15 protein-coding genes are annotated in these 19967 nt (G+C 70.5%); 4 read left to right on the top strand and 11 right to left on the bottom strand.

Going from position 1 to position 19967, the window contains the following annotated elements; translation table 11 throughout:
• Positions 1 to 71 precede the first annotated feature (71 nt).
• A complete protein-coding gene (locus ACG2DA_RS03070; protein ID WP_395253996.1) occupies positions 72 to 2483 on the top strand; it encodes an RND family transporter in 2412 nt (803 codons plus the stop codon).
• Between the two features lie 72 nt (positions 2484 to 2555).
• Here ACG2DA_RS03070 and ACG2DA_RS03065 read toward each other — a convergent pair whose 3' ends face one another.
• From ACG2DA_RS03065 to crtI, 6 genes are all read right to left on the bottom strand, one after another.
• Positions 2556 to 3704 carry a hypothetical protein gene (locus tag ACG2DA_RS03065; protein WP_395253995.1) on the bottom strand — a complete coding sequence of 383 codons (1149 nt, stop codon included), beginning with the start codon at positions 3702 to 3704 and terminating at the stop codon, positions 2556 to 2558.
• A gap of 91 nt (positions 3705 to 3795) precedes the next feature.
• A complete protein-coding gene (gene lepA, locus ACG2DA_RS03060) occupies positions 3796 to 5598 on the bottom strand; it encodes a translation elongation factor 4 (RefSeq protein ID WP_395253994.1) in 1803 nt (600 codons plus the stop codon).
• 217 nt (positions 5599 to 5815) lie between these two features.
• Entirely contained in the window at positions 5816 to 7633 is a 1818-nt protein-coding gene (locus ACG2DA_RS03055; RefSeq protein WP_395253993.1) for a protein kinase, read from the bottom strand.
• Between the two features lie 285 nt (positions 7634 to 7918).
• Complete coding sequence (locus ACG2DA_RS03050) at positions 7919 to 9493, bottom strand: phytoene desaturase family protein (protein ID WP_395253992.1); 1575 nt, start codon at positions 9491 to 9493, stop codon at positions 7919 to 7921.
• A gap of 52 nt (positions 9494 to 9545) precedes the next feature.
• Positions 9546 to 11120 carry an aldehyde dehydrogenase family protein gene (locus ACG2DA_RS03045; protein ID WP_395253991.1) on the bottom strand — a complete coding sequence of 525 codons (1575 nt, stop codon included), beginning with the start codon at positions 11118 to 11120 and terminating at the stop codon, positions 9546 to 9548.
• Positions 11117 to 12658 carry a phytoene desaturase family protein gene (gene crtI, locus ACG2DA_RS03040; RefSeq protein WP_395254000.1) on the bottom strand — a complete coding sequence of 514 codons (1542 nt, stop codon included), beginning with the start codon at positions 12656 to 12658 and terminating at the stop codon, positions 11117 to 11119. Before crtI ends, ACG2DA_RS03045 begins: the two co-directional genes overlap by 4 nt.
• Before the next feature lie 326 nt (positions 12659 to 12984).
• Between crtI and ACG2DA_RS03035 the strand changes: the two genes are divergently transcribed.
• Complete coding sequence (locus tag ACG2DA_RS03035) at positions 12985 to 13725, top strand: SDR family NAD(P)-dependent oxidoreductase (RefSeq protein WP_395253990.1); 741 nt, start codon at positions 12985 to 12987, stop codon at positions 13723 to 13725.
• A gap of 124 nt (positions 13726 to 13849) precedes the next feature.
• Entirely contained in the window at positions 13850 to 14248 is a 399-nt protein-coding gene (gene folB, locus ACG2DA_RS03030) for a dihydroneopterin aldolase (RefSeq protein WP_395253989.1), read from the top strand.
• Here the strand turns inward: folB and egtB are convergent.
• The 3 genes from egtB to ACG2DA_RS03015 all read right to left on the bottom strand — a co-directional run bounded on the left by egtB (position 14223) and on the right by ACG2DA_RS03015 (position 18098).
• Complete coding sequence (egtB, locus tag ACG2DA_RS03025; RefSeq protein WP_395253988.1) at positions 14223 to 15605, bottom strand: ergothioneine biosynthesis protein EgtB; 1383 nt, start codon at positions 15603 to 15605, stop codon at positions 14223 to 14225. The two genes, folB and egtB, sit on opposite strands and share 26 nt — an antisense overlap.
• A gap of 144 nt (positions 15606 to 15749) precedes the next feature.
• On the bottom strand, positions 15750 to 16583 hold the full coding sequence (locus ACG2DA_RS03020; RefSeq protein WP_395253987.1) for a lipopolysaccharide kinase InaA family protein: 834 nt from the start codon (positions 16581 to 16583) through the stop codon (positions 15750 to 15752).
• Between the two features lie 72 nt (positions 16584 to 16655).
• A complete protein-coding gene (locus tag ACG2DA_RS03015) occupies positions 16656 to 18098 on the bottom strand; it encodes a UTP--glucose-1-phosphate uridylyltransferase (protein ID WP_395253986.1) in 1443 nt (480 codons plus the stop codon).
• A gap of 196 nt (positions 18099 to 18294) precedes the next feature.
• Between ACG2DA_RS03015 and ACG2DA_RS03010 the strand changes: the two genes are divergently transcribed.
• Positions 18295 to 19152: a pirin family protein gene (locus ACG2DA_RS03010; RefSeq protein ID WP_395253985.1), complete on the top strand. Its 858-nt coding sequence runs from the start codon at positions 18295 to 18297 to the stop codon at positions 19150 to 19152.
• A gap of 29 nt (positions 19153 to 19181) precedes the next feature.
• Here ACG2DA_RS03010 and ACG2DA_RS03005 read toward each other — a convergent pair whose 3' ends face one another.
• Positions 19182 to 19370, bottom strand: a complete 189-nt coding sequence (locus ACG2DA_RS03005) for a hypothetical protein (protein WP_395253984.1) — start codon at positions 19368 to 19370, stop codon at positions 19182 to 19184.
• Between the two features lie 133 nt (positions 19371 to 19503).
• A complete protein-coding gene (locus ACG2DA_RS03000; RefSeq protein ID WP_395253983.1) occupies positions 19504 to 19902 on the bottom strand; it encodes a DUF5658 family protein in 399 nt (132 codons plus the stop codon).
• Between the last annotated feature and the right edge of the window lie 65 nt (positions 19903 to 19967).

Below are 19967 nucleotides of genomic sequence, written 5' to 3'. Positions count from 1 at the left end.
CGCTCGGGGAGGGTTGGCTGGGTCGGATCTACGACCGGCTGGCCGCCCGGCCCGCCTGGACGACGGCGGCGATGCTGCTGCTCGCCGCGGTCGGGGGCTGGGCGGCGACGGGGGCGAACGCGGACTTCTCCCCGCAAAGCGTGCTCGCCGGCCGGGACGACCTCGCCGCGGACATGGAGGCCGCCCGGGAACGGTTCGGCGCCGAGGACGCCGTGCTGCTGGTCCTCCTCAAGGACGACCGCCCCCGCCCGCCCGGCGCCTCCGCCGACGACGCCCCCGGGGTGCTCAGCGCCGAAGCCCTCGCCTGGCAGCAACGGCTCGTCGCGGCCCTCCCCAAGCTGCCGCACGTCGTCGACGTGGCCGGCCTGCCCACGCTGCAAACCGGCCGGCTGAGCCTGGCGAACTTCGGCGAGTACGAAACGGTGCCCCTCGTGCCGGGCGGGGCGGACGTGCCGCCGACCCCGCTGGAGGCCGCCTGGGTGCGGGAGCAGCTCGCCGACGGCCGGGCGGAGGGTCTGGTCTCCCCGGACCGCCGCACCGCCGCCGTGCTGGCGATCCTCGCCCCGGAGGCCCGCGCCGCCCCGCAGACGCGGGAGGCGGTGAACGCGGTGAACGCCCGCCTGCGGGCCGATCCCCCGCCGGCCGGGCTCTCGGCGGAGGTCGGCGGCATGCCGGCGCTGCGGCTGGCGATCGTCGACGGGCTGGAGCGGGACGCCGAGTGGCTGTTCCCGCTGTCGGGCGGGCTGTTCCTGCTCGCCCTCGCCCTCGCCTTCCGCCGTACGATCGGCGTCGTCGTGCCGCTGCTGGGCGTCGCCTGCGGGCTGAGCTGGGCGGCGGGGCTGCTGGCCGTCGGGGGCACGACGTTCGGCATCCTGGCGAACGTGCTCCCGGTGCTGCTGACCGTCGTGGGGTTCGCCGCCGCGGTGCACCTGCTCGCCCGGTACGCGGAGGAAGCGGCCGAAACCCCGGAGCGGGCCGCCGCCCCGCTCGCCCAACGGCGCCCCGCCCGGGCCGTCGCGGCGAAGCGAACGTTCGTCGCGATGGCCCCCGCCGTCGGCCTGACGCTGGGCACCACGGCGATCGGCTTCGGCTCCTTGCTGACCGCCAACAGCGACGCCGTGCGGGCCCTCGCCGTGCAGGCGGCGACGGGGCTGGTCTGCCTCGGCTTCTCCACGCTGGCGGCGTTCGGGGCGCTGGCCCGGCGCTGCCGACCGCCGCGGCCGGCCGGGGATCGGCTCGCCTGGAACCCGGCCGTTCCGGTCGGCGGGTGGGCGGCCCGTCACCCCGCCGTCGCCCTGGGCCTCGGCGCCGCGGCGGTCGTCGCGTCCGGCCTGGGGGCGCTGGGGTCGGCCGGGCTCCCGCTGCCGGGGGGCGTCGGCTGGCGGGGGTTGTCGGTCGATTCGCGGATGCTGGAAACTTACGACGAGGCCCACCCCGCCGCCCGCGTCGTCCGTCGGGTGGAACGCGATCTGGGCGGGGTGATCGCCGTCGAGGTCCTGCTGTTCGCCGCCGAGGAGGAAGCGAAGGCGGAGAACGGGAACGGCCCCGGCGAGCTGCTGGCCCCGGCGGTCTACGCCGACGTGTTGAGCTTCGCCGCCGAGGCCCGCACGCTGCCGGGGGTCCTCAGCGTGCGGGGCTACCCGGACCTGTACCAGCGGACGCTCGCCGGGGTGGCCCGGGACGCGACGGTTCTCGCCGAGGCCCCCGCCGGTCCCGACGCCGCGGAACGCCTGCGGCAGGCCGGCGCTCTGCTGGAGCGGGCGGCGCCCGGCTCGCTCGCCCCCTTCCTCAATGCAGACGCCTCCGCCGGCCGGGTGGTGGTGCGGGTCGCGGACGTCGGCACTGCGGCGACGCTGCGGCTCTCGGAGCGGCTGGGCACCCTGCTGAACGAGCGGTTCCCGCCGGACGACCCGGTCCGCAACCCACACGGGATCTCCTGGCGGCTGACGGGGGACGGCTACGTGAACGCTGTCGGCATGAACCGCTTCATCCGCGACTTCCTGTGGGGGCTGACGGGGGCGACGGGGGTGATCTTCGCGGTGATCGGCCTGCTGTTCCGCAGCGTGCGGGCGGGGCTGATCGCGATGATCCCGAACCTCACCCCGCTGATCCTCACGCTGGGCTACATGCGGCTGCGGGGGCTCGACCTGAACGCCGGCAACGCGATCGTGTTCGCCGTGGGTCTGGGCGTGGCGGTGGACGACACGATCCACTTCCTCGCCCGCTTCCGGGAGGAACGGACCGCGGGCCGTTCCGTGTCGGAGTCCGTCGCCGGGGCCCTGGCCGCCAGCGGCCGGGCGATCGTGCTGACCAGCGGCCTGATCCTCGCCGGCCTCTCAGTCTTACTGTGGAGCGAATTCGTCCCCACCCGCCGCTTCGCGGAACTGACGTGCGTCACCCTGTTCGCAGCCCTGATCGGCGACCTCGTGCTGTTGCCTGCGGCCCTGACGTTGTTCTGGAAGCGTCGGGACGTGTCGGGATGACGGTGCGCTGACAGCGACGCCGGAGTTGTATCCGCCGGTCCGACACGCTGTCGTGCAAGAGATCGCGGGACGTTAGCCCCCCGAGCGGTCCGCACTCTCAACCGCACTATCTAGATGCGGCAGAAGGGCCGCGTGAAATCTGACGAGGGCGTCGACCGCGGCCGGGATCAAATCGTCCCAGTCAGCTTGTACCTCCGCAGACCCCGACACCTTCGGGCCGGCGACGATGCAGTCTCGTTTTCCGTCTTTCGGATCCCAACCGAGCGGCTCGCCGAACGCAGCCTCGATCTGGTCGGCCGCCCGCGTCAGTTGATCGAACGCGGCGGGCGTCTCGTCCGCCGCGTCACTGACGAAAGCCCGCGGGTAAACGGCCGAACTCCCGTCGACTTCCAAGCCGACCCAGCAATCCAGTCCCGCGACCGTGCCCGGCTTGTGCGAGAGCTGCGAGCCCCGGTTCGGCCGCTTCGGCGTCCCGCCCTTCGTCATGAACAGCGAGGGGATCGCTTCCCGCTCGTTCGCGTGTTCGATGACCCGCTGCCAGAACCTTCGGCGTCGCTCTTCGGCCTCGGTTAGTCCGGCCCGATCCGCCCGCTCGGCGGCCCGCTTCGCCTTCGCCCGCACCCGATACCGCTCTTCGCTCGGCAGCGGGATCACCTGTCGGACGTCCAGCAGCACCCCGCCCGACGGGTCGTCATACGCTGTCATCTCCACGCACCGCAGGTCCAACCCCTGTGCGTTGAGCCAAAGCACCGTCGTGGTGATTTCCGTCTCGAACGTCTCGCTAGCCAGAACGATCCTCACGTCTCCGGCAAAATCTTCCTCGCGATCACTCTCGAGGTGAGTCATCAGGGCCTCGCGGGCGTCGGCCTCGTCGTTTGGGCCGAGGCCGGCGGCGAACGCCCGGACCGCCCGGTCCAGCGTCATGTCGGACACCATTGCAGCATACCGCAACGCTTGAAGTTCCATGTGCTCCCCGGCGCCGCGTTTCAACTCAATTACGACCAAGGTGCCGTCGCGGTCGACGCCCAACAGATCGACCCGACGTTGGCTGTCCGCCCAATCGCTGAACTCCTCGGCGAGCAGCAGGAGGTCCGGGTCGAACACGTCGGCCCGCTCCCGCAGGAACCGTTGCAGATGCCCTCGCTCGGTGACGCCGGCCTCCGCAAAAGTGGTGCGGGTCAGGCCGTCGAAGCGGTCGTCAGCGATTCTATACAGCGGCACGGGTGCTAGGCGGAGAAAGGGCGGGGCGAACGCTTCTCATGCTGTACCGCAGAACGGCGCTGCTCAACATGCCCCGGATCCGCCGCCGAGGTCAATCCTCATCCGTGCTCAGCACGCTGAGGAAGGCTTTCTGGGGAATCTCCACGCTGCCGAACTGGCGCATCCGCTTTTTGCCCTCCTTTTGCTTTTGGAGCAGCTTGCGCTTCCGCGTGATGTCGCCGCCGTAGCACTTGGCCGTCACGTTCTTCCGCAGGGCGCTGATCGTTTCCCGAGCGATAATACGGCCGCCGATCGCCGCCTGGATCGGGATTTCGAACTGGTGCTTGCTGATCTCCTTTTTGAGCCGCTTGCACAGCTGCCGGCCGCGGGTGTCCGCGTTCATTTTATGGACGATGGTGGCGAGGGCGTCGACCCGCTCGCCCTTGACGAGAATGTCCATCTTGACCAAGTCGGCCGGCTTAAAGCCCATCACCTCGTAGTCCATCGTGCCGTAGCCGCTGGTGACGGACTTCAGCTTGTCGTACATGTCGTAGACGATCTCCGCCAGCGGGAGTTCGTACGTCAGCTGAGCCCGGTCCGGGCCGAGATACTCGGTCGTTTTGTATTCGCCCCGGCGCTCCGCGCAGAGCTGCATGATCGGGCCGATATGCTCCTTGGAGAGGATAAAGTTCACGCGGGCGATCGGCTCGCGGAACTCCTCGATCACGCCGGCGTCGGGCACGTCCTGCGGGTTGTCGATTTTGTAGACTTCCCCGGAGCGCTCCTCAATCTCGTAGGTGACGTTGGGAGCCGTCTGGATCAGGTCGACGTCCTGCTCGCTCTCCAGGCGCTGCTGGATGATCTCCATGTGGAGCATCCCCAGAAAGCCGCAGCGGAAGCCGAAGCCGAGGGCGTCGGAGGTCTCCGGCGTATAGGAGAAGCTGCTGTCGTTGAGAGCGAGCTTCTGCATCTCGTCCCGCAGCTTTTCGAAGTCCCGGCCGTCGATCGGGTACATGCCGCAGAAGACCATCTGCTTGGGCTTCTGATAGCCCGGCAGCGCCTCCTTGGCCGGGCGTTCGGCGTGGGTAACGGTGTCGCCGATGGTGACCTTGTCCAGCTCTTTAATGCCGGTCAGCAGGTAGCCCACCTGCCCCGGGCCGAGCTGCTTGCACTCCTTGCGGAGCGGGGCGAACTGGCCGATCTCGATAATGTCGTGCTCGTCCCCGCCCTTCATAAAGCGGATCTTGTCCCCCTTCTTGACCGTGCCCTCCTTCACCCGAATGTAGGTGAACACGCCCTTGTAGGAGTCGTACTTACTGTCAAACACCAGCGCCCGCAGGGGATCGGCGGGGTCGCCCTGGGGGGCGGGAATCCGCTCCACGATCGCGGCGAGGCAGTCTTCGATGTTCAGCCCCTTCTTGGCGCTGACGCGGACGGCGCCGAACGGGTCGAGCCCGAGGACGCTTTCCACCTCCTCCAGCACGTCGTCGATGCGGGTGACCGGCAGGTCGATCTTGTTGACGACCGGGATGATCTCCAGGTTTTGATCGATCGCGGCGTAGGCGTTGGCGACGGTCTGGGCCTGCACGCCCTGGAAGGCGTCGACCAACAGCAGCGCCCCCTCGCAGGCGGCGAGGCTGCGGGAGACCTCGTAATGGAAATCGACGTGCCCGGGGGTGTCGATCAGGTTCAGTTCGTAGATTTCGCCGTCGGTATGCTTGTACTTCAGCGCGACGGTGCGGGCCTTGACGGTGATGCCCCGCTCTTTTTCGACGTCCAGGTCGTCGAGCAGCTGTTCTTTGAATTCCCGCTCCGTGATCGCCCCGGTTTTGAGGAGCAGTTGGTCGGCCAGCGTGCTTTTGCCGTGGTCGATATGAGCCACGATGGAAAAGTTGCGGATGAAACGCGGGTCCATCGGACGGGTCGGTGCGAAACGGAAGGGGGGGCGACGCGCGGAGCGAACCTCCGGGGCGGCGGGATTCCGGCGGGGTTCCAGCGCCGCGGGCGACGCGGGCGCGGCCCGGGACTGTATCGAGGGGCGACCGTGCGGTCGAGACCCCCGCCGCCCGCCGCTGGGACGCGGGGGCGCCCCCGGGCCCCGGTTCGTCCGAAGAAATCGACGGCGGCGACGCTCAGGCGGGACGCCGGGGCGGTCTGAACAGCGTTTCGGCCGCCGCCTTGAGCCAGGCGCCGGGCGAGGCGGGGGCGGCGGAGCCGACCGCGGCGCGAAGTCGTCCGCGGGAGCCCGTGACGAAGTTGCGGCGCCCGCGGCAGCGAGCCACCGTGCGGGGGTCCCAGGCGCGGGCGCCGGACTTGGGGTCCCGCACGCTGAGGGCGTCCAGCTCCGCCAGCAGTTCGCCCGCGTCGGCGGGGCGGCGTCGGGGGTCGTAGCGGACGCAGCGCAACGCCAGTTCGATCAGCTCCGAACGGGCGGCGCACAGGCCCAAACGATCGATCGCCGCGTCGATGTCGCCTTTGCGGGCCTTTTCGATCACCGCATCGGCCTCGGACACGTCCCGGGCCTGCTCGCCGGTGAGAATCTCTACGAGGATCAGGCCGAGGCTGTAGACGTCCGCGGTCGGGCCGACCCGGTGGCGGCGGGCCTGCTCCGGCGCCATGTACGGCAGACTGCCGATCAGCGTGCGGGTCGCCGTGCGGCCGTCCAGGGCCCGGGTGGCGCCCAGCGGGCGGCCGGGCGGGGCCGGAGGCGCCTCCACGAAGTCGCCCGAGCCGTCGCCGGCGACCGCGTCGGGGGGCGGCGGCACGGTCGCCTCGTCGAAGACCGTGAAGCCCACAGTGTCCGTCTCGATCTGCGACGTCGACGGGGCGTTCAGCTTCCGGGCAGGGGTGTGCAGGAACTCGGAGTCGTCGGTCCCGTCCTCAAGGGCGGCCGCGGCGAGGCGGCCGTACTCGTCGCAGGGGTCCGGCGGCAGCCCCGGCATGAAAGCCATCCCGAAGTCCAGCAGGAACACCCGGCGGCGGCCCTGCTCGTCGGAGACCCGCACCATCATGTTGGACGGCTTCAGGTCCCGGTGGATCAGACCGATCGCGTGGCCGCGGGCGACCGCCGCGACGGCCTTGCGGAACATCCGCAGCCGGCCGTTGCCGGTCCCGCGGGCGTCGCAGCCGGCGCGTCCCGACCGGCGCCGCGATTCGAGCAGCGACTCGAACGTTTCGCCGACGACCAGATCCGTGATGATGTGGGCGTCCGCCTGGGCGGAGGGGGGGCGGTACTCGTAGAACTTCGGCACCGCCGGGTCGCCGAAGGCGTGGAGGATCGCCGCTTCCCGGGCGAACCGGGCCAGCAACTGGGAGTTCGCGGCGGCGCCCGGCAACAGCGCCTTCACCGCGACGATTCGTCCCGGCCGCGGCCGCCGGCCCTCCGTCAGCTGACGGAAGTCGCGGGCGGCCCAGACGGCGCCCATGCCCCCGCGGCCCAGCAGCCCCCCGGAGCCGTACCCGGTCTCGATTTGCAGGTGCGGCGGCAGCGACGGCGGGTCCTCGGCCCGGCGGCCGACGCGGACCGCGGCGCCGAAGCTGCCCTCGTTCATCGTCCGGTCGTGCGGACAGAGCGTCGTCGGCAGGTGCGGCGTGAGCAGCCCGCGAACCTCCTCCTCCGTCAGCGCCGGCTTCCGCTCGTCTCGCCCCGAGTCCAACAGGTCGTCGAACCGGCCGAGGTAGTCCGCCGGGTGCGGCCGCTCGCCGGCCTGCCGGCGCTGTTCCGCCTCCACGGCGATCAGCGCGTGCAGCAATTCCAGCCGGTCCTCCGCCGAGACGACGGCGAGCGTCGCCTCGATCGACTTCGCCCCCGGCCGGCCCCAGGTTTCCTCGAACCGGTCGGCCAGCCGTTCCAGCCGACCCCACCGCGACTCGGCGCCGGGTTCAACGGGAGCGGGCCGCCCGGACCGCGGGGCCAGCTGCGAGGGGGACGGGGACGGCGAGGAAGACACGGAAGGGCGGGGGAGGGGGAAGGCCGTCGGCCGGGTCGCTCCGTCGCCGCCGGACGAGTTCAGTATGCCCGACTCGCCCTCGACGTTGAAGAAAAAACCGTAAGTTCCCCGTAAAGAATCGACCCCGCCGCCCCCGGAACGCCCCTGTTGCAACAGCGACGCACGCCTGATTCGGCTGGGAGGAACGTCCTAATCCGGCGAATCGACGCCGGAGGTCTTCACGCCTCCATCAATATATTCCCTGAAAGGAAACCCGCCGTTGACGCGGGGGAGCGGGAGCGGAGGTCACGCGCGGACCACCCCGTCGCGGTCGAGGGTGTCGGCGGCGGTCCAGCCGCTCATCATCACCATCGGCATGCCGGGCCCGGGGTGGGCGCTGCCGCCGGCAAAGTACAACCCCGGCACCCGCGGGCTGCGGTTGGCCGGCTTGAAGGCGCCGAAGTAGGTCCCGTGGCTGGCGAGGCCGTAGATCGCCCCGTTGAGGACGTGATACCGGTCGTGGATATCCTGCGGCGTGAGGTGGTGCTCCACCTCGATCCGGTCCTCCAGGTCCTCCATCCCCGCGGTCGACTTGAGCTTTTCGAGGATCGTCCGGCGGTACTCCGGGAACATCGCCCGCCAGTCCTGGCCGGGCCGCAGGTAGGGGGTGTGGACCAGCACGTACAGGGCCTCGCCCCCCTCCGGGGCGACGGCGGGCTCGGTGACGGACGGGGCACAGACGTACGCCGTCGGGTCCGGGGCCGGCTCGCCCTTGCGGTAAATATATTCGAACTCCTCGTGCGGGTCCCGGCTGAACACGAAGTTGTGGTGCAGAATGTGGTCGTATTTTTTCTTGAGACCGAGATACAGCACCACGCCGCTGCACGCCGGTTCGCGGTCCTTTTTGAGGAACTTCTCGGCGTCCGGACCGTCCAGCAGCTCCCGGTGGGTGCGGACGGTGTCGGAATTGGAGACGACCGCGGCGAAGCGGTGCGTCTGTCCGTCGGCGGTTCTAAGCCCCGTCACCCGGCCGTTCTCTCGAGTAATCTCGGTCACGTGCGTGCCGGGCCGATACTCGACGCCTAATTCTTCCCCCAACTTCATCAACGCCTCCGGCACGGCCCGGGTGCCGCCCATGGGATACCAGACGCCGCCGGTCGTCTGCATATCGGCGATCCCGCAGAGCACCGCGGGGCTCTGATCCGGGGCGCTGCCGACGTACTGGGTGTAGTGGTCGACCATCTGGGCGACGCGGGCGTCCGGCACGTAGCTGCGGACGGTGTCGGCGACGCTCTTGCCCATCTTCAACGCCCGCAAATCGCCGAGCGTTTCCAAATTAAACATCCCGCCGAGCTTGAGCGTGTCCCGGATCCCGCCGACGTTCTTATAGAAGAAGAACCGGTCCGAGACGTCGTTGAGCCGCTTGGCGTATTTCAGAAAGGCGGCGTAGCCCTCCGAGGAGTCTTCCGCCCCGGTAAACTCGTCGAGGTTCTTCTTCATCGCCGCCTGATCGGCGGTGAGGTCCAGCACGCCCCCGCCGGCCTTTTCGTCGAAGAAGCAGCGCCACTGGGGGTCCAGGGGGACGATCTCGCAATAATCGGCGAGGTCTTTCCCGGCCTCGGCGAAGATGCGCTTGAGTACCGTCGGCAGGGTGAGGATCGTCGGCCCCATATCGAACCGGTAGCCGCCGTCCTCGTAGACGGCCGCTTTCCCGCCCAGCCAGGGGTTCTTATCGAACAGCGTGACCTTGTACCCCCGGGCGGCCAGCGTCGCCGCGGCGGCCAGGCCCCCCAAGCCGCCGCCGATCACGGCGATCGGGGCGTCCGGCTTCTTCCCCGTCTGCGGCGGGGCGGGCGGGGCGGCGGTGACGGGGGCGATCATCGGGGGATCAGCGGGCGGAACGGGGGTGAGTGAGCGGGTACGCTCGGACGCCTCAAGCGTCCGGGACGTTCGTGGCGCCGGCGGACGCGTTGCGGTTGCGGGCGAAGCATTCTTTCACGAACGCCCAGCCGTGCTTCAGACGATTCCCCAGCCCGTCCGCGTGGGCGGCGAGCAGGTAGGTTTTAAAGAATTCGGCCTGATCGCCCTCGGGGGGATCAAGGTGCGGGCGCCAGGAGGAAACCTGTTCGAGCACGGCCTTGGGGCGGGTCATCTCCAGCAGGCCGGCCGGGCCGCGGGTGACGCCGAAGCCGCTCTCGCCGCGGCCGCCGAAGCTCACCCGCGGATCGGCGGTGGGAATGAGGAAGTCGTTGATGACCACGCAGCCGGCGTCCAATTTCTCCGCCAACCGTCGGGCCGCCCGGGGCGGGCCGAAGACCGTGGCGCCGAGGGCGTACGGGCAGCAGTTGTCCCGGGCCCGAGCCTCGTCCTCGCCGCCGACCTCGATTAGCGACAGCACGGGGGCGAACAGATCCGTTTTGAGGATCGACGCCCGCCCCGGCACGTCGGCCAGCACGACCGGCATCGCCCGGGGCGGGTCGGGGCGGTGGTCGATCGTGCCGCACAGCCGCGTGGCGCCGAGGTTCAACGCCTCTTCGATCAGCTCCTCCGCGGTCGCCGCCGCGTTGCGTTCGCAGGGGACGGGGGCGACGGTGGAGACGCGTTCGACCAGTTCGCCCCGTAGCTCGTCGGCGAGGGAGCGGTGGACGAATACCCGTCGGGCGGCCACGCAGGTGGCGGAGCCGTTCCAGGTGAGGCTCAGGGCAAGACATTTGGCGGCGAGCGTCACGTCGGCCCCCTCCAACACGAAGGCGGCGTCGCAGCCGGACAGCTCCATCGCCGCGGGGGTCAGGCTGTCGGCGCAGTCCGCCAGCACGGCCCGCCCGGTGGAGGCGGAACCGGTCAGCACGACCTTGTTCACCCCGGCGTTGACGGCCGCTCGCCCGGCCTCGGGCTCCTCGCCCAGGACCGCCAGCACGCCCGGCGGCAAACCGGCTTCCAACAGCAGGTCCCGCAACACCGCGGCAGCGGCCCGACTGCCGCGGCCCGGTTTGACCAGCACGGCGTTGCCGGCGACGAGGGCCTGGAGCGTCTGCGTGCCGGTGAGGAACAGCGGGTAGTTCCACGTTCCCAGCACCAACACCACGCCGTGCGGCTCGCGGCGATCCGTCAGCTTGACGCCGTACAGCCACGCTGGCCGGCCGCGGTTGCCGCGACGTTTCGGTTCGAGCAGCTCCTCGGCGTTGCGTTCAAGGAACCGGCAGGCCTCGCACAGCGGAAGCACCTCCGCCGACAGCGTCTCCGCCGCGTCCCGCCGCACGGGGGAGGTCACCGCGGCGGTCAGGCGGTCGGGGTTCTTGGCGACGAGCCGACGGAAACGTTCGATCACCTCCAGCCGGTCGTTAGGCGGCGTCGCGGCCCAGGCCGGTTGGGCGGTGCGGAGTTTCTGCACGGCGTACCGCGCCACCTGCCCGGCCGGCACGCCGACGCTGCGGCCGCCGATGATCCGCGGGGTCCGCGTGGAAGCCCGCTCCGCCGTCGCGGGCGGTTCAACGTCGGCGACGTTCATACGGACGCCTCCACGGTCTGCGGTTCGACGACCGCCGGCTCTGCGACGGGTTCCTCCGAAGCGGGCGACGGCAGCGTCGCCGTGGGTACCTCCGGCAGCCCGTAGTCCTTGGCGAGCAGCCGGGAGGAGATGCGGGCCGACTCGTAAATCACCGGCAATCCGCTCCCCGGATGCGTGCCCCCGCCGACGAGATAGGTGCCGTCCAAGTCCTCGAACCGGTTCCGCGGCCGGAGGTGCAACATCTGGGTGAGGTTGTGAGCGAGGTTGAACGTCGCCCCCTTATGAATCTCGTATCCGCCGTCCCAGTCCGCGGGTGTGATCTGCTTTTCAAAACGGATGCGATCGCGGAGGTTCTTCACGCCGAACTTCGATTCGACCTGATCCAGCACCCGCTCACGGAAGGCGGGGGCGTCGCGGTCCCAGTCGACGTGGGGCGACTCGTGCGTCACGGGGGCCAGCACGTAGAGGGTTGAGCAGCCCGGCGGCGCCAGCGACCGGTCCGTCACGCAGGCGTTCTGCACGTACACGCTGGGGTCGTCGGAGAGGACGCGGTCCGTTTCGATCTCCCGCAGATTGCGTTCGTAGTCCTCGGCGATATAGATCGTGTGGTGCGGCAGTTCGTCCTCCAGCCCCTCGACCCCGAGGTACAGCATATAGGTCGAACAGCTGAATTTCTTCTTGCCGATTTTGGCGTCCGTCCAGTTCTTCCGCAGCCGGTCCGGCACCAACCGGGTCATCGCCCGACCGAAATCGGCGTTGATCACCAGCGCGTCGCAGCGGTGCGTCTCGCCGTCGGCAGTCTCCACGGCGACCGGCTTCTTCCCCTTGAATTGCAGCCCCGTCACTTCCCTGTCGAGTTGCAGGTCGACGCCCAATTCCACGGCGATCTCCGCCATCCGTTCGCTGACCGCGGCGCAACCGCCGGTCGGGTGCCAGACGCCGTGCTCGTACTCTAAAAAACTAAGGATGCTGAACAGCGACGGGCAGCGGAACGGGCTCATCCCCAGATATTTACTTTGAAAGCTGAACGCCACCCGCAGTCGGGGGTCGGAAAAGTGGCGCTTTAATTCCCCGTCGAGGCTCAGCCAGGGCCGGACCAGCGGCAGCATCTTTGCCAGCGTGGGGCTGGCGAGGTCCTTCCAGCTGCAAAAGGGATTCTCCAGAATCGGGCGGAACTTGGCGAGTTTGACCCGGTTCTCGGCGAGGAAGTCCGCGAAGCGGCCGGCGTCGGCGGGATTAATCGCGGCGATCTGCCGTTCCATCTCGGCGACGTTCGGGGTGGCGTCCAGCCGGCCGCCGGAGCCGAACTCCAACCGATACTGCGGGTCCAGCCGCGTCATCGGAACCTCCGTCATCAGGTCCCGGCCGACGGCGGCGAAGATCTCGCCCAGCACGCGGGGGTAGAGGAAGAAGGTGGGCCCGGTGTCGAATCGAAAACGGCCCTCCGCCGTCTCCGCCTCGATGGCGCTGGTGCGTCCGCCGGGGCGGTCGCGGCGTTCCAGCACCGTGACCCGCGCCCCCGCGTGGGCCAGCAACATGGCGGAGGCCAGCCCGCCGGGACCGGCGCCCACGATCACCACCTCAGGCCCGCTCCCGCGGTTCCGGCTCCCGTGGGTCTGGCCTGCGGAGCGATCGGAGGGCCCGCCGCCCAGGGACCGCCGGGGGGACGCGGTGCGGGCGGTTCGAAGCATGGCGGGCGCAGGCGGGGCGAGGCGGGCGGACCGGGTAGTATTGGCGCCGCCCTCGATTCGACACCCATGATGTCGCCCCGTGCGACGTACGAACTCCGTCGAGACGGCGGATTCGCGGGTTCGCCCGACCTTTCGGCGGTGGGATCGCCCGGCCAAAACGGTACAACGGGGGCGTGGAACTCACGGGAAAGACCGCCGTCGTCACCGGGGCCGCCGTCCGACTGGGGCGGGCGATCGCGCTGGAATTGGCCGCCGCCGGCTGCGACGTCGTCGTGCACTACGGGTCGCACGCCGAGGAAGCCGACGCCGTCGTCCGCCGGATTTGCGACGACACCGGCCGCCGGGCGGTGGCCGTGCACGCCGATCTGCGCGATCCGGTCCGCGGCGCCGCCACGCTGTTCGCCGCCGTGCGGGAGCGGTTCGGCCGGGCCGACGTGCTGGTCAACAACGCCGCGATCTACGAGCCAGGCGACTTCGGCACCATTACGGAGGACCACTGGGACCGCCACCTCGGGCTGAACCTCAAGGCGCCGTTCTTCCTCGCCCAGCGGTTCGCGGAGCAGTTCGAGGGCGACGGCGGCAGCCTCGTCAACATCCTCTGCCGCCGGGCGACGCGGCCGACGGCCGAGGACCTTCCCTACACCGCGGCAAAGGCCGGCCTGCTGGCGCTGACGAAGGGGCTCGCCCTGCGGCTGGCGCCGGCGATCCGCGTCAACGGCGTCGCCCCCGGAGAGATGCTGCCGCCCGCCGGCCGGGGGGAGACGCCGGAGGAGTGGGAAAGCCGGGTGCGGGCCGCCGTCCCGCTGGACCGCGTCGGCGGCGCCGACCCGGTCGCCGGGGCCGTCCGCTACCTCTGCGAAGCCGAGTACGTCACCGGCGAGGTGCTCCACGTCACCGGCGGCGACCATCTGTGACGGTGTCGGAGGTGGGATGTCGGATTTCGGATGTAACGTACCGACGGCCGCTTGATCGTCTTGCCGACAGCTCACCCCATAAAATCCGACATCCGACATCCGACATCCGACATCCGACGTTCCCATGCCCGACCGCGTCATCGTTCGTGACTTGCTTTGCCGCGGCATCCTCGGGATTCATCCTGAGGAACGCGTCACGCCGCAGGCGGTGAAAGTGAGCCTGACATTGGAGACGGACACCCGCCCGGCGGCGGCGTCGGAGCGGATCGAGGACGCCGTCGACTACAGCGCCGTCGCCGACCGGGCCCGGACGTTGGTGGAGACGGGCGGCTTTCAGCTCGTGGAAACGCTGTGCGACTGGCTGGCCGCCGCCTGCCTGGAGGACCCGCGGGTGCGGGCCTGCGAGGTGAGCGTCGAGAAGCCGGACGCCCTGCCGGACGCCGCCGGCGTGGGCGTGACGATCCGGCGGGAGCAGCCGGACGACGAGACCCGGGAGTTCATCGCGCCAGCCGCAGACCGCTGAACTGCCAGCGGGCGTCGGCGGGGAAGAAGTTGCGGTAGGTGGCCCGCAGGTGGGTCGCGGAGGTCGCGCAGGAGCCGCCCCGGAGCACCCACTGATCGCACATGAACTTGCCGTTGTACTCGCCCAGGGCCCCGGCCGGCGGGGCGTAGCCGGGGTAGGCGACGTAGGGGCTGGCGGTCCATTCCCACACCCCGCCGGCCAACCCCCGCGGACCGCCGTCGGAACCGGAGCCGGGGGCCGGGGCGGACGGGTGGAAGCGGCCGCGGTCCGCCACGTCGCCGGCGGCGGGGTCGAAGCCGGCGGCGTCCGCGGCGATCTCCCACTCCTGCTCGGTCGGCAGCCGCAGGCCCGGCTCGGACAGCGCCGCCCAGCGGGCGAAGGCGTCCGCCTCGTAATAATTCACGTGACACACCGGCTCCGCCGGATCGATCGGGGCCATGCCGGCCAGGGTGAAGGTCCGCCATTCGCCGTCTTTATTCCGCTCCCAATACAGCGGGGCCTCCCACCCCTCCCGCTGCACCGCCGCCCAACCGGCGGAGAGCCACAATTCCGCCCGCCGATACCCGCCGTCCTCGATAAAGGCGGCCCACTCCCCGCAGGTGACGGGACGATCGGCCAGCTCGAACGCCTCCCGCCAGACGCGGTGCCGCGGCTGTTCGTTGTCGTAACAGAAAACGCCGGTGTCGCGGCCGACGTGATAGAGGCCCTCGTCGAATTGGGTGAATGAGGAATGACGAATGACGAATGACGAAGGAGGTTTATCACCGCCCCCTTCGACATTCGTCATTCGACATTCGTCATTCGACATTCCTTCCCGATACGCCGGACGCAGCGGGTTCCGCCAGAGAGTATATTTAATGTCCGTCAGTAACAATTCCTGGTGTTGCTGTTCGTGGTTCAGGCCGACCTCGATCAGTCGGGCGGTCTCGGCGCTTTCGTTTTGATCCAGCAGTTCGGCCATATGCCGATCGACGTGGGCCCGGTAGTCGAACACCTCCTCCAACGACGGCCGGGTCAGCATTCCCCGGGCGGCCCGGGCGTGCCGGGGGCCGAGGGCGTTGTAATAGGAATTGAACAGGAAGCCGAATTTCGGGTGGAAGACCTGATACTTCGACAGATACGGCTTGAGCAGGAACGCCTCGAAGAACCAGGTGGTGTGGGCGAGATGCCACTTCGCCGGGCTGGCGTCCGGCATCGGCTGGACGACGCAGTCCTCCGGACTGAGCGGTTCGACCAGCCGCTCCGTGAAGGCCCGCACCTCGGCGAAGCGTTCGGCCAGCGCCGCGCCCATCAGGGGCGTCGGAGCGACGGCGGGCGCCGCCGGGGCGGACAGGGAGGACGCGGGGGCAGCGGACATGGGCGGATCCTGCGGGGCGGACGGCCGCTTGAGGGGACGGCCCGTTCGACGGCCTCCGCACTCTACGAACGCCTGCCCCCGATCCCACGGGGCGAATCCCCAATCTCCCGCCCCGCCTGCCGGCGTCGGGCCCGGGGCCGGCCCTCAGTGCGGCGTCGCGGCGAGCTCCCGCCAGCGGCCTGGGGAGCCCGGGTCCGCCGCCGCGGCGTAGGCCTTCAGGAACCGCACCAGGGCGATGCGAGGCACGTTTGGCAGGCCCCGCCGCAAGCGGGCCAGGTCCCGCCGACGGCGGCGTTCGGTCAGCCGGGGGGGGAACGACACCGCGTCCAGATCGATCACCCAGGCCCGCACCGGTTCCTCCCGCCCGGCGCCCCGCCCCGCCCCGCCGGCCGGGGCGAGGCGGGTGACGAGCACGTTGTTCGGTTTGAGGTCCCGGTGGCTCGCCCCGGCGGCGTGCAGCCTGCCGAGCGTCTCCCCGACGGCCGCGGCGTAGCGCCCGGCGATCCGCAGCCGGTCCGCCTCCGGCAGGTCTGCGAGGCGACGGTCGGCGATCGCCAGATCCTCCGTGCCCTCGATCCAGTCCGTCAGCAGCCAGGCCGGACGTTCCGTCTGCCAGCGGTGCGGGGCCGTGCAGGCCAGCGGGCGGGGGGTGTCCACCCCGGCGGCCCGCAGGCGGGCGGCGTAGACGTAGGTCAGCACCGTCCGCCGGGTGCGAACGAAGGTCGCCCAGCGTTTCAGGCGGGTTTTGCGGCGCACCCGCTTCCAGCAGACCGGCGCCGGGCCGTCCGGAAAGCTCAGTTCCCCCCGCAGCACCACCGCGGTGTTGCCCGCCTTTTGCAGGACCGCGTCGGGGTCGGGGCACTCGTCGGCGGCGATGAGGACGGCGAGGCGGTCCGTCCCGAATCCCTCCACCGCCCAGCCGCGACCGCGCTCGGTGACGAGGCGGACCGGGGCGTCGGCGACGGACGGGGCGAACATACGCCGGTTCTAGAAGAGCGGCGGCGGCGGTGCGAGCCATGAACGCCGGCCCGTCCTCGCCGCGCCTCTCCGTTACGCCAGCACGGCGTCCCGATCGAACCGCGTGCCGGGGGTCACCTTCGCCTTCACCCCGGCCTCGTCGAGGGCGAAGGAGGGCAGGATCTCCACGGTCGTCCCCTCGGCGACGGTCGCCCCGGCCGCCTCGAGCCAGCCGCGGTGCAGGGCCGTTAGCGCCGCCTTCGCGGTCGCGGGGCTGTCGGAGCCCTCGGCGTTCTTGACCGGGTTGAACTCCCGGGCCCGATCCGTCTCCACGACCGGGGCCACGTCCGCCAGCGGGAGGGCGTCGAAGATAAAACGTTCGAACTTATAGGCGTTCGGCTCGGACGGCTCGACGGGCTCCCCGGCGTCGTTCAGGTGCGGAACCTTTTTATGAGCGACGTGGAACGGCAGCCCGGCGCCGCTGCCCGTCTCATCAAAACGCTGGCCCTCGTCGGCCAGCCGTTCCAGGAACGACCGTTCGAAGCAGTGGATCGCGGTGTTGCCGGCCCAGAGCAGCAGGCCGCCGTCGGCGTCGGTCCTGGCGGCGACGTCGTCGGGCAGGTCGCTGTATTCGATGATCTGGGTCACGCCGTCGACGTCGCAGACCACGCCCATTTTCTCCGCCGGGCCGACCTTCGCGACGACCTTCGTGCTGACCTGTCCGCCGAGCCGCTTGTGGAAGCCGAGGAAGGCCGGGTCGCAGACGATCGCCGTCGGGTTGTCGACCTGGTGGTAATACAGCGTGGCGACGCCGCGGTTCCGCATGTGCTCCAGCACGCCGCGGTTCTTCAACGCCGCGACCAGTCCGCCGTGGCCGTCCGGGCTGACGGCGACCTCGTCCTTCGCAGCCAGCAGCGCCCGGCCGGTGGCGTCGTCGACTGCGGGCATGGTCCCCTGGCGGAAGAAGACGACGTTCTCCTCGCCGAGGCCGTAGTAGTCTTGGGCGGCGAACTCCTCCCGGGTGGGGGCGTCGGTGGCGGGGCTGGTCATCACGTACAGCGGGATCGACACGCCGGCCGCCTGGCCGCGGGCCTTCAACTGACCGGCGAGCAGTTCGAACAGCGTGGCCCCACTGACCGGGCCGACCGGGAACATGCCCTTGGGCTTGTCGAACCCCAACCGCGTGCCCTGCCCGCCGGCGACGAGGATCGCGCCGACGGCCCCACTTTTCAGCAGTTCCTCGCCGACCGCGGTCGCCGCCTGCCGGTCGGCGACGTCCTGCTCGGAGGTCGCCAGCCGCACCACGGCCGAGGGCGGGGCCGCTTTGGCGGCCGCGGCGGCGGCGTCGCCGGAGTCGTCCCGGCCGCCGGTTTTCGCCTCGTAGAGCCGATGGGCGGCCGCGAGGTCCAGCTCGGCCAACTGGCTCGCCAGCTTCTCGCGGCCGGCGTCGTCCAGTTCGTCCCAGAAGCGCAGCAGGTGTGCGTCCCCGGTGGCGTTCAGGCGGGCGACGAGGTCCGGCGGGGGAGCGGTCGGCATCGGGCGGGGTGACGGGGCGAAGCGAAACACGGACGATCCGCCCGGGAGTGTCCCGAACCTCCCGGAGCCGCGAAAGGGGCCGGCCCGGGGTTTCACCCCACCTTCACCTCCGCGGCGACCCTTGCCGGAACGACCGCCCTGCCGGACCCTTGGGTCTCCGTTGCGTTTCCGTCCCGACCGTCCCGAAAGCTGCGTGATGAAGAAGGTCGCCCGCGTCGTCCGCAACGTGCCGCAGCACTGGGTGGGGGACGGCTTTCCGGTCCGCAGCCTGTTCTCCTACGCCGAGGGGGAGGCGTACGCCCCCTTCCTGCTGCTCGACTACGCCGGGCCGGCGGAGTTCGCCCCCGCCGCCGGCAAGCGGGGGGTGGACGTGCACCCGCACAAGGGATTCGAGACCGTCACGATCCTGTACCAGGGCGGGCTGGCCCACCGGGACTCCAGCGGCGGCAGCGGGACGCTCGGCCCCGGCGACGTCCAGTGGATGACCGCCGGGGCCGGCGTCGTCCACGAGGAATTTCACAGCGACGAATTCACCCGCGAGGGCGGGACGCTGGAGATGGTTCAACTCTGGGTGAACCTGCCGGCGAAGCACAAGTCGGCCCCGCCGCGGTATCAGGACCTCCGGGCCGGGCAGTTCCCGCAGGTCGATCTGCCGAACGACGCCGGCACCGTTCGCGTGATCGCGGGGGAGTTCGACGGCGCCCGCGGCCCGGCCGAGACGTTCACCCCGTTGAACGTCTGGGACGTGCAGCTGAACGCCGGCGGCGCGGCGGAACTGCCGGCGCCGGCGGGGCACACGGCGGCGCTCGTCGTGCAGCGGGGCGAGCCGTCGGCGAACGGGACGGCGCTGCGGACCGGCGAATTGGTCCGCTTCGAGCGGGAGGGCGAGGGCGTCACGCTGGCCGCGGACGGTCCGGCCCGCGGACTGTTCCTCACCGGGGAGCCGCTGGGCGAACCGGTCGTCGGCCAGGGCCCGTTCGTGATGAACACCCGCGAGGAGATCCGGCAGGCGATCCGCGACTTTCAGACCGGCAAGATGGGCGCGCTGGACTGAGCCCGGCCCGCGGAACGTCCCGGCCCGCCTCACCCCGTCGGCAGGTCGCCCCAGGTGGCGGCGACGGCGCTGACCAGTAGCGTGGTCCCGACGACCGCCAGGCTCCACCGTCCCAGGGCGGTTTCGTGCGGGCGGTCCTCCGTCGGCCGCACGGCCCCCGCCGCCAGCCACGCCCCGAGGGCGGCGAAGAACAGGCACTGCCAGGGTTCGGGGGACATTGCCGGGCGGGTCGGAACGGGAAGCGGAGCCGGCAACGCTACGTCACGGTACGCCGGCCGCAATCCGCTTTCCGCACGCTCCCGGGGACGCGCCGCCTCACGGCGACGGCGAATCGGGAGGCTTGTCAGAGGTTCAGAGGTAGCGCACGGCGAGCGTCAGACTGTAGATCACCACCGCCCCCGTCACCGCCGTGCCGAGCAGCAGGACGAACCGGCCCAGCCGCAGGTTCTTCTTGGCGATGATCTGGGCCAGCGTGCAGATGAAGGCCGCCAGGCCCATCTTGAACCAGACCATCCCCTTCACCCCCCAGCCGGCGATGAAGTAGTCGGCGACGGCGTTGCTCTCCCGGAACTGTCCGCTGGCGAGCAGCAGATAGGTCAGCAGGATGTCCAGGAATGCCGTCAGCAGGAACGCCGTCGTCTCCGACTCCAACGGCAACTCGCCCAGCGGCAGCTTCGAGCGCCAGCCGGAGGACGGTTCGTCCGGGGGCGGTGGGGGCCGGTTCGGCGCGTCGGGTTCGGGGTCGCTCACGCCGTGAGTGTAGTCCGGTCCGCCCTCGGGGGAGAACCGGGCGGGCCGCGGCTATCATCGCCGGA

It is taken from the genome of Alienimonas sp. DA493 (genome assembly GCF_043951915.1).
In the GTDB taxonomy this organism is placed as follows: Bacteria; Planctomycetota; Planctomycetia; order Planctomycetales; family Planctomycetaceae; genus Alienimonas.
This window is presented reverse-complemented; position numbering and strand designations above follow the sequence as displayed.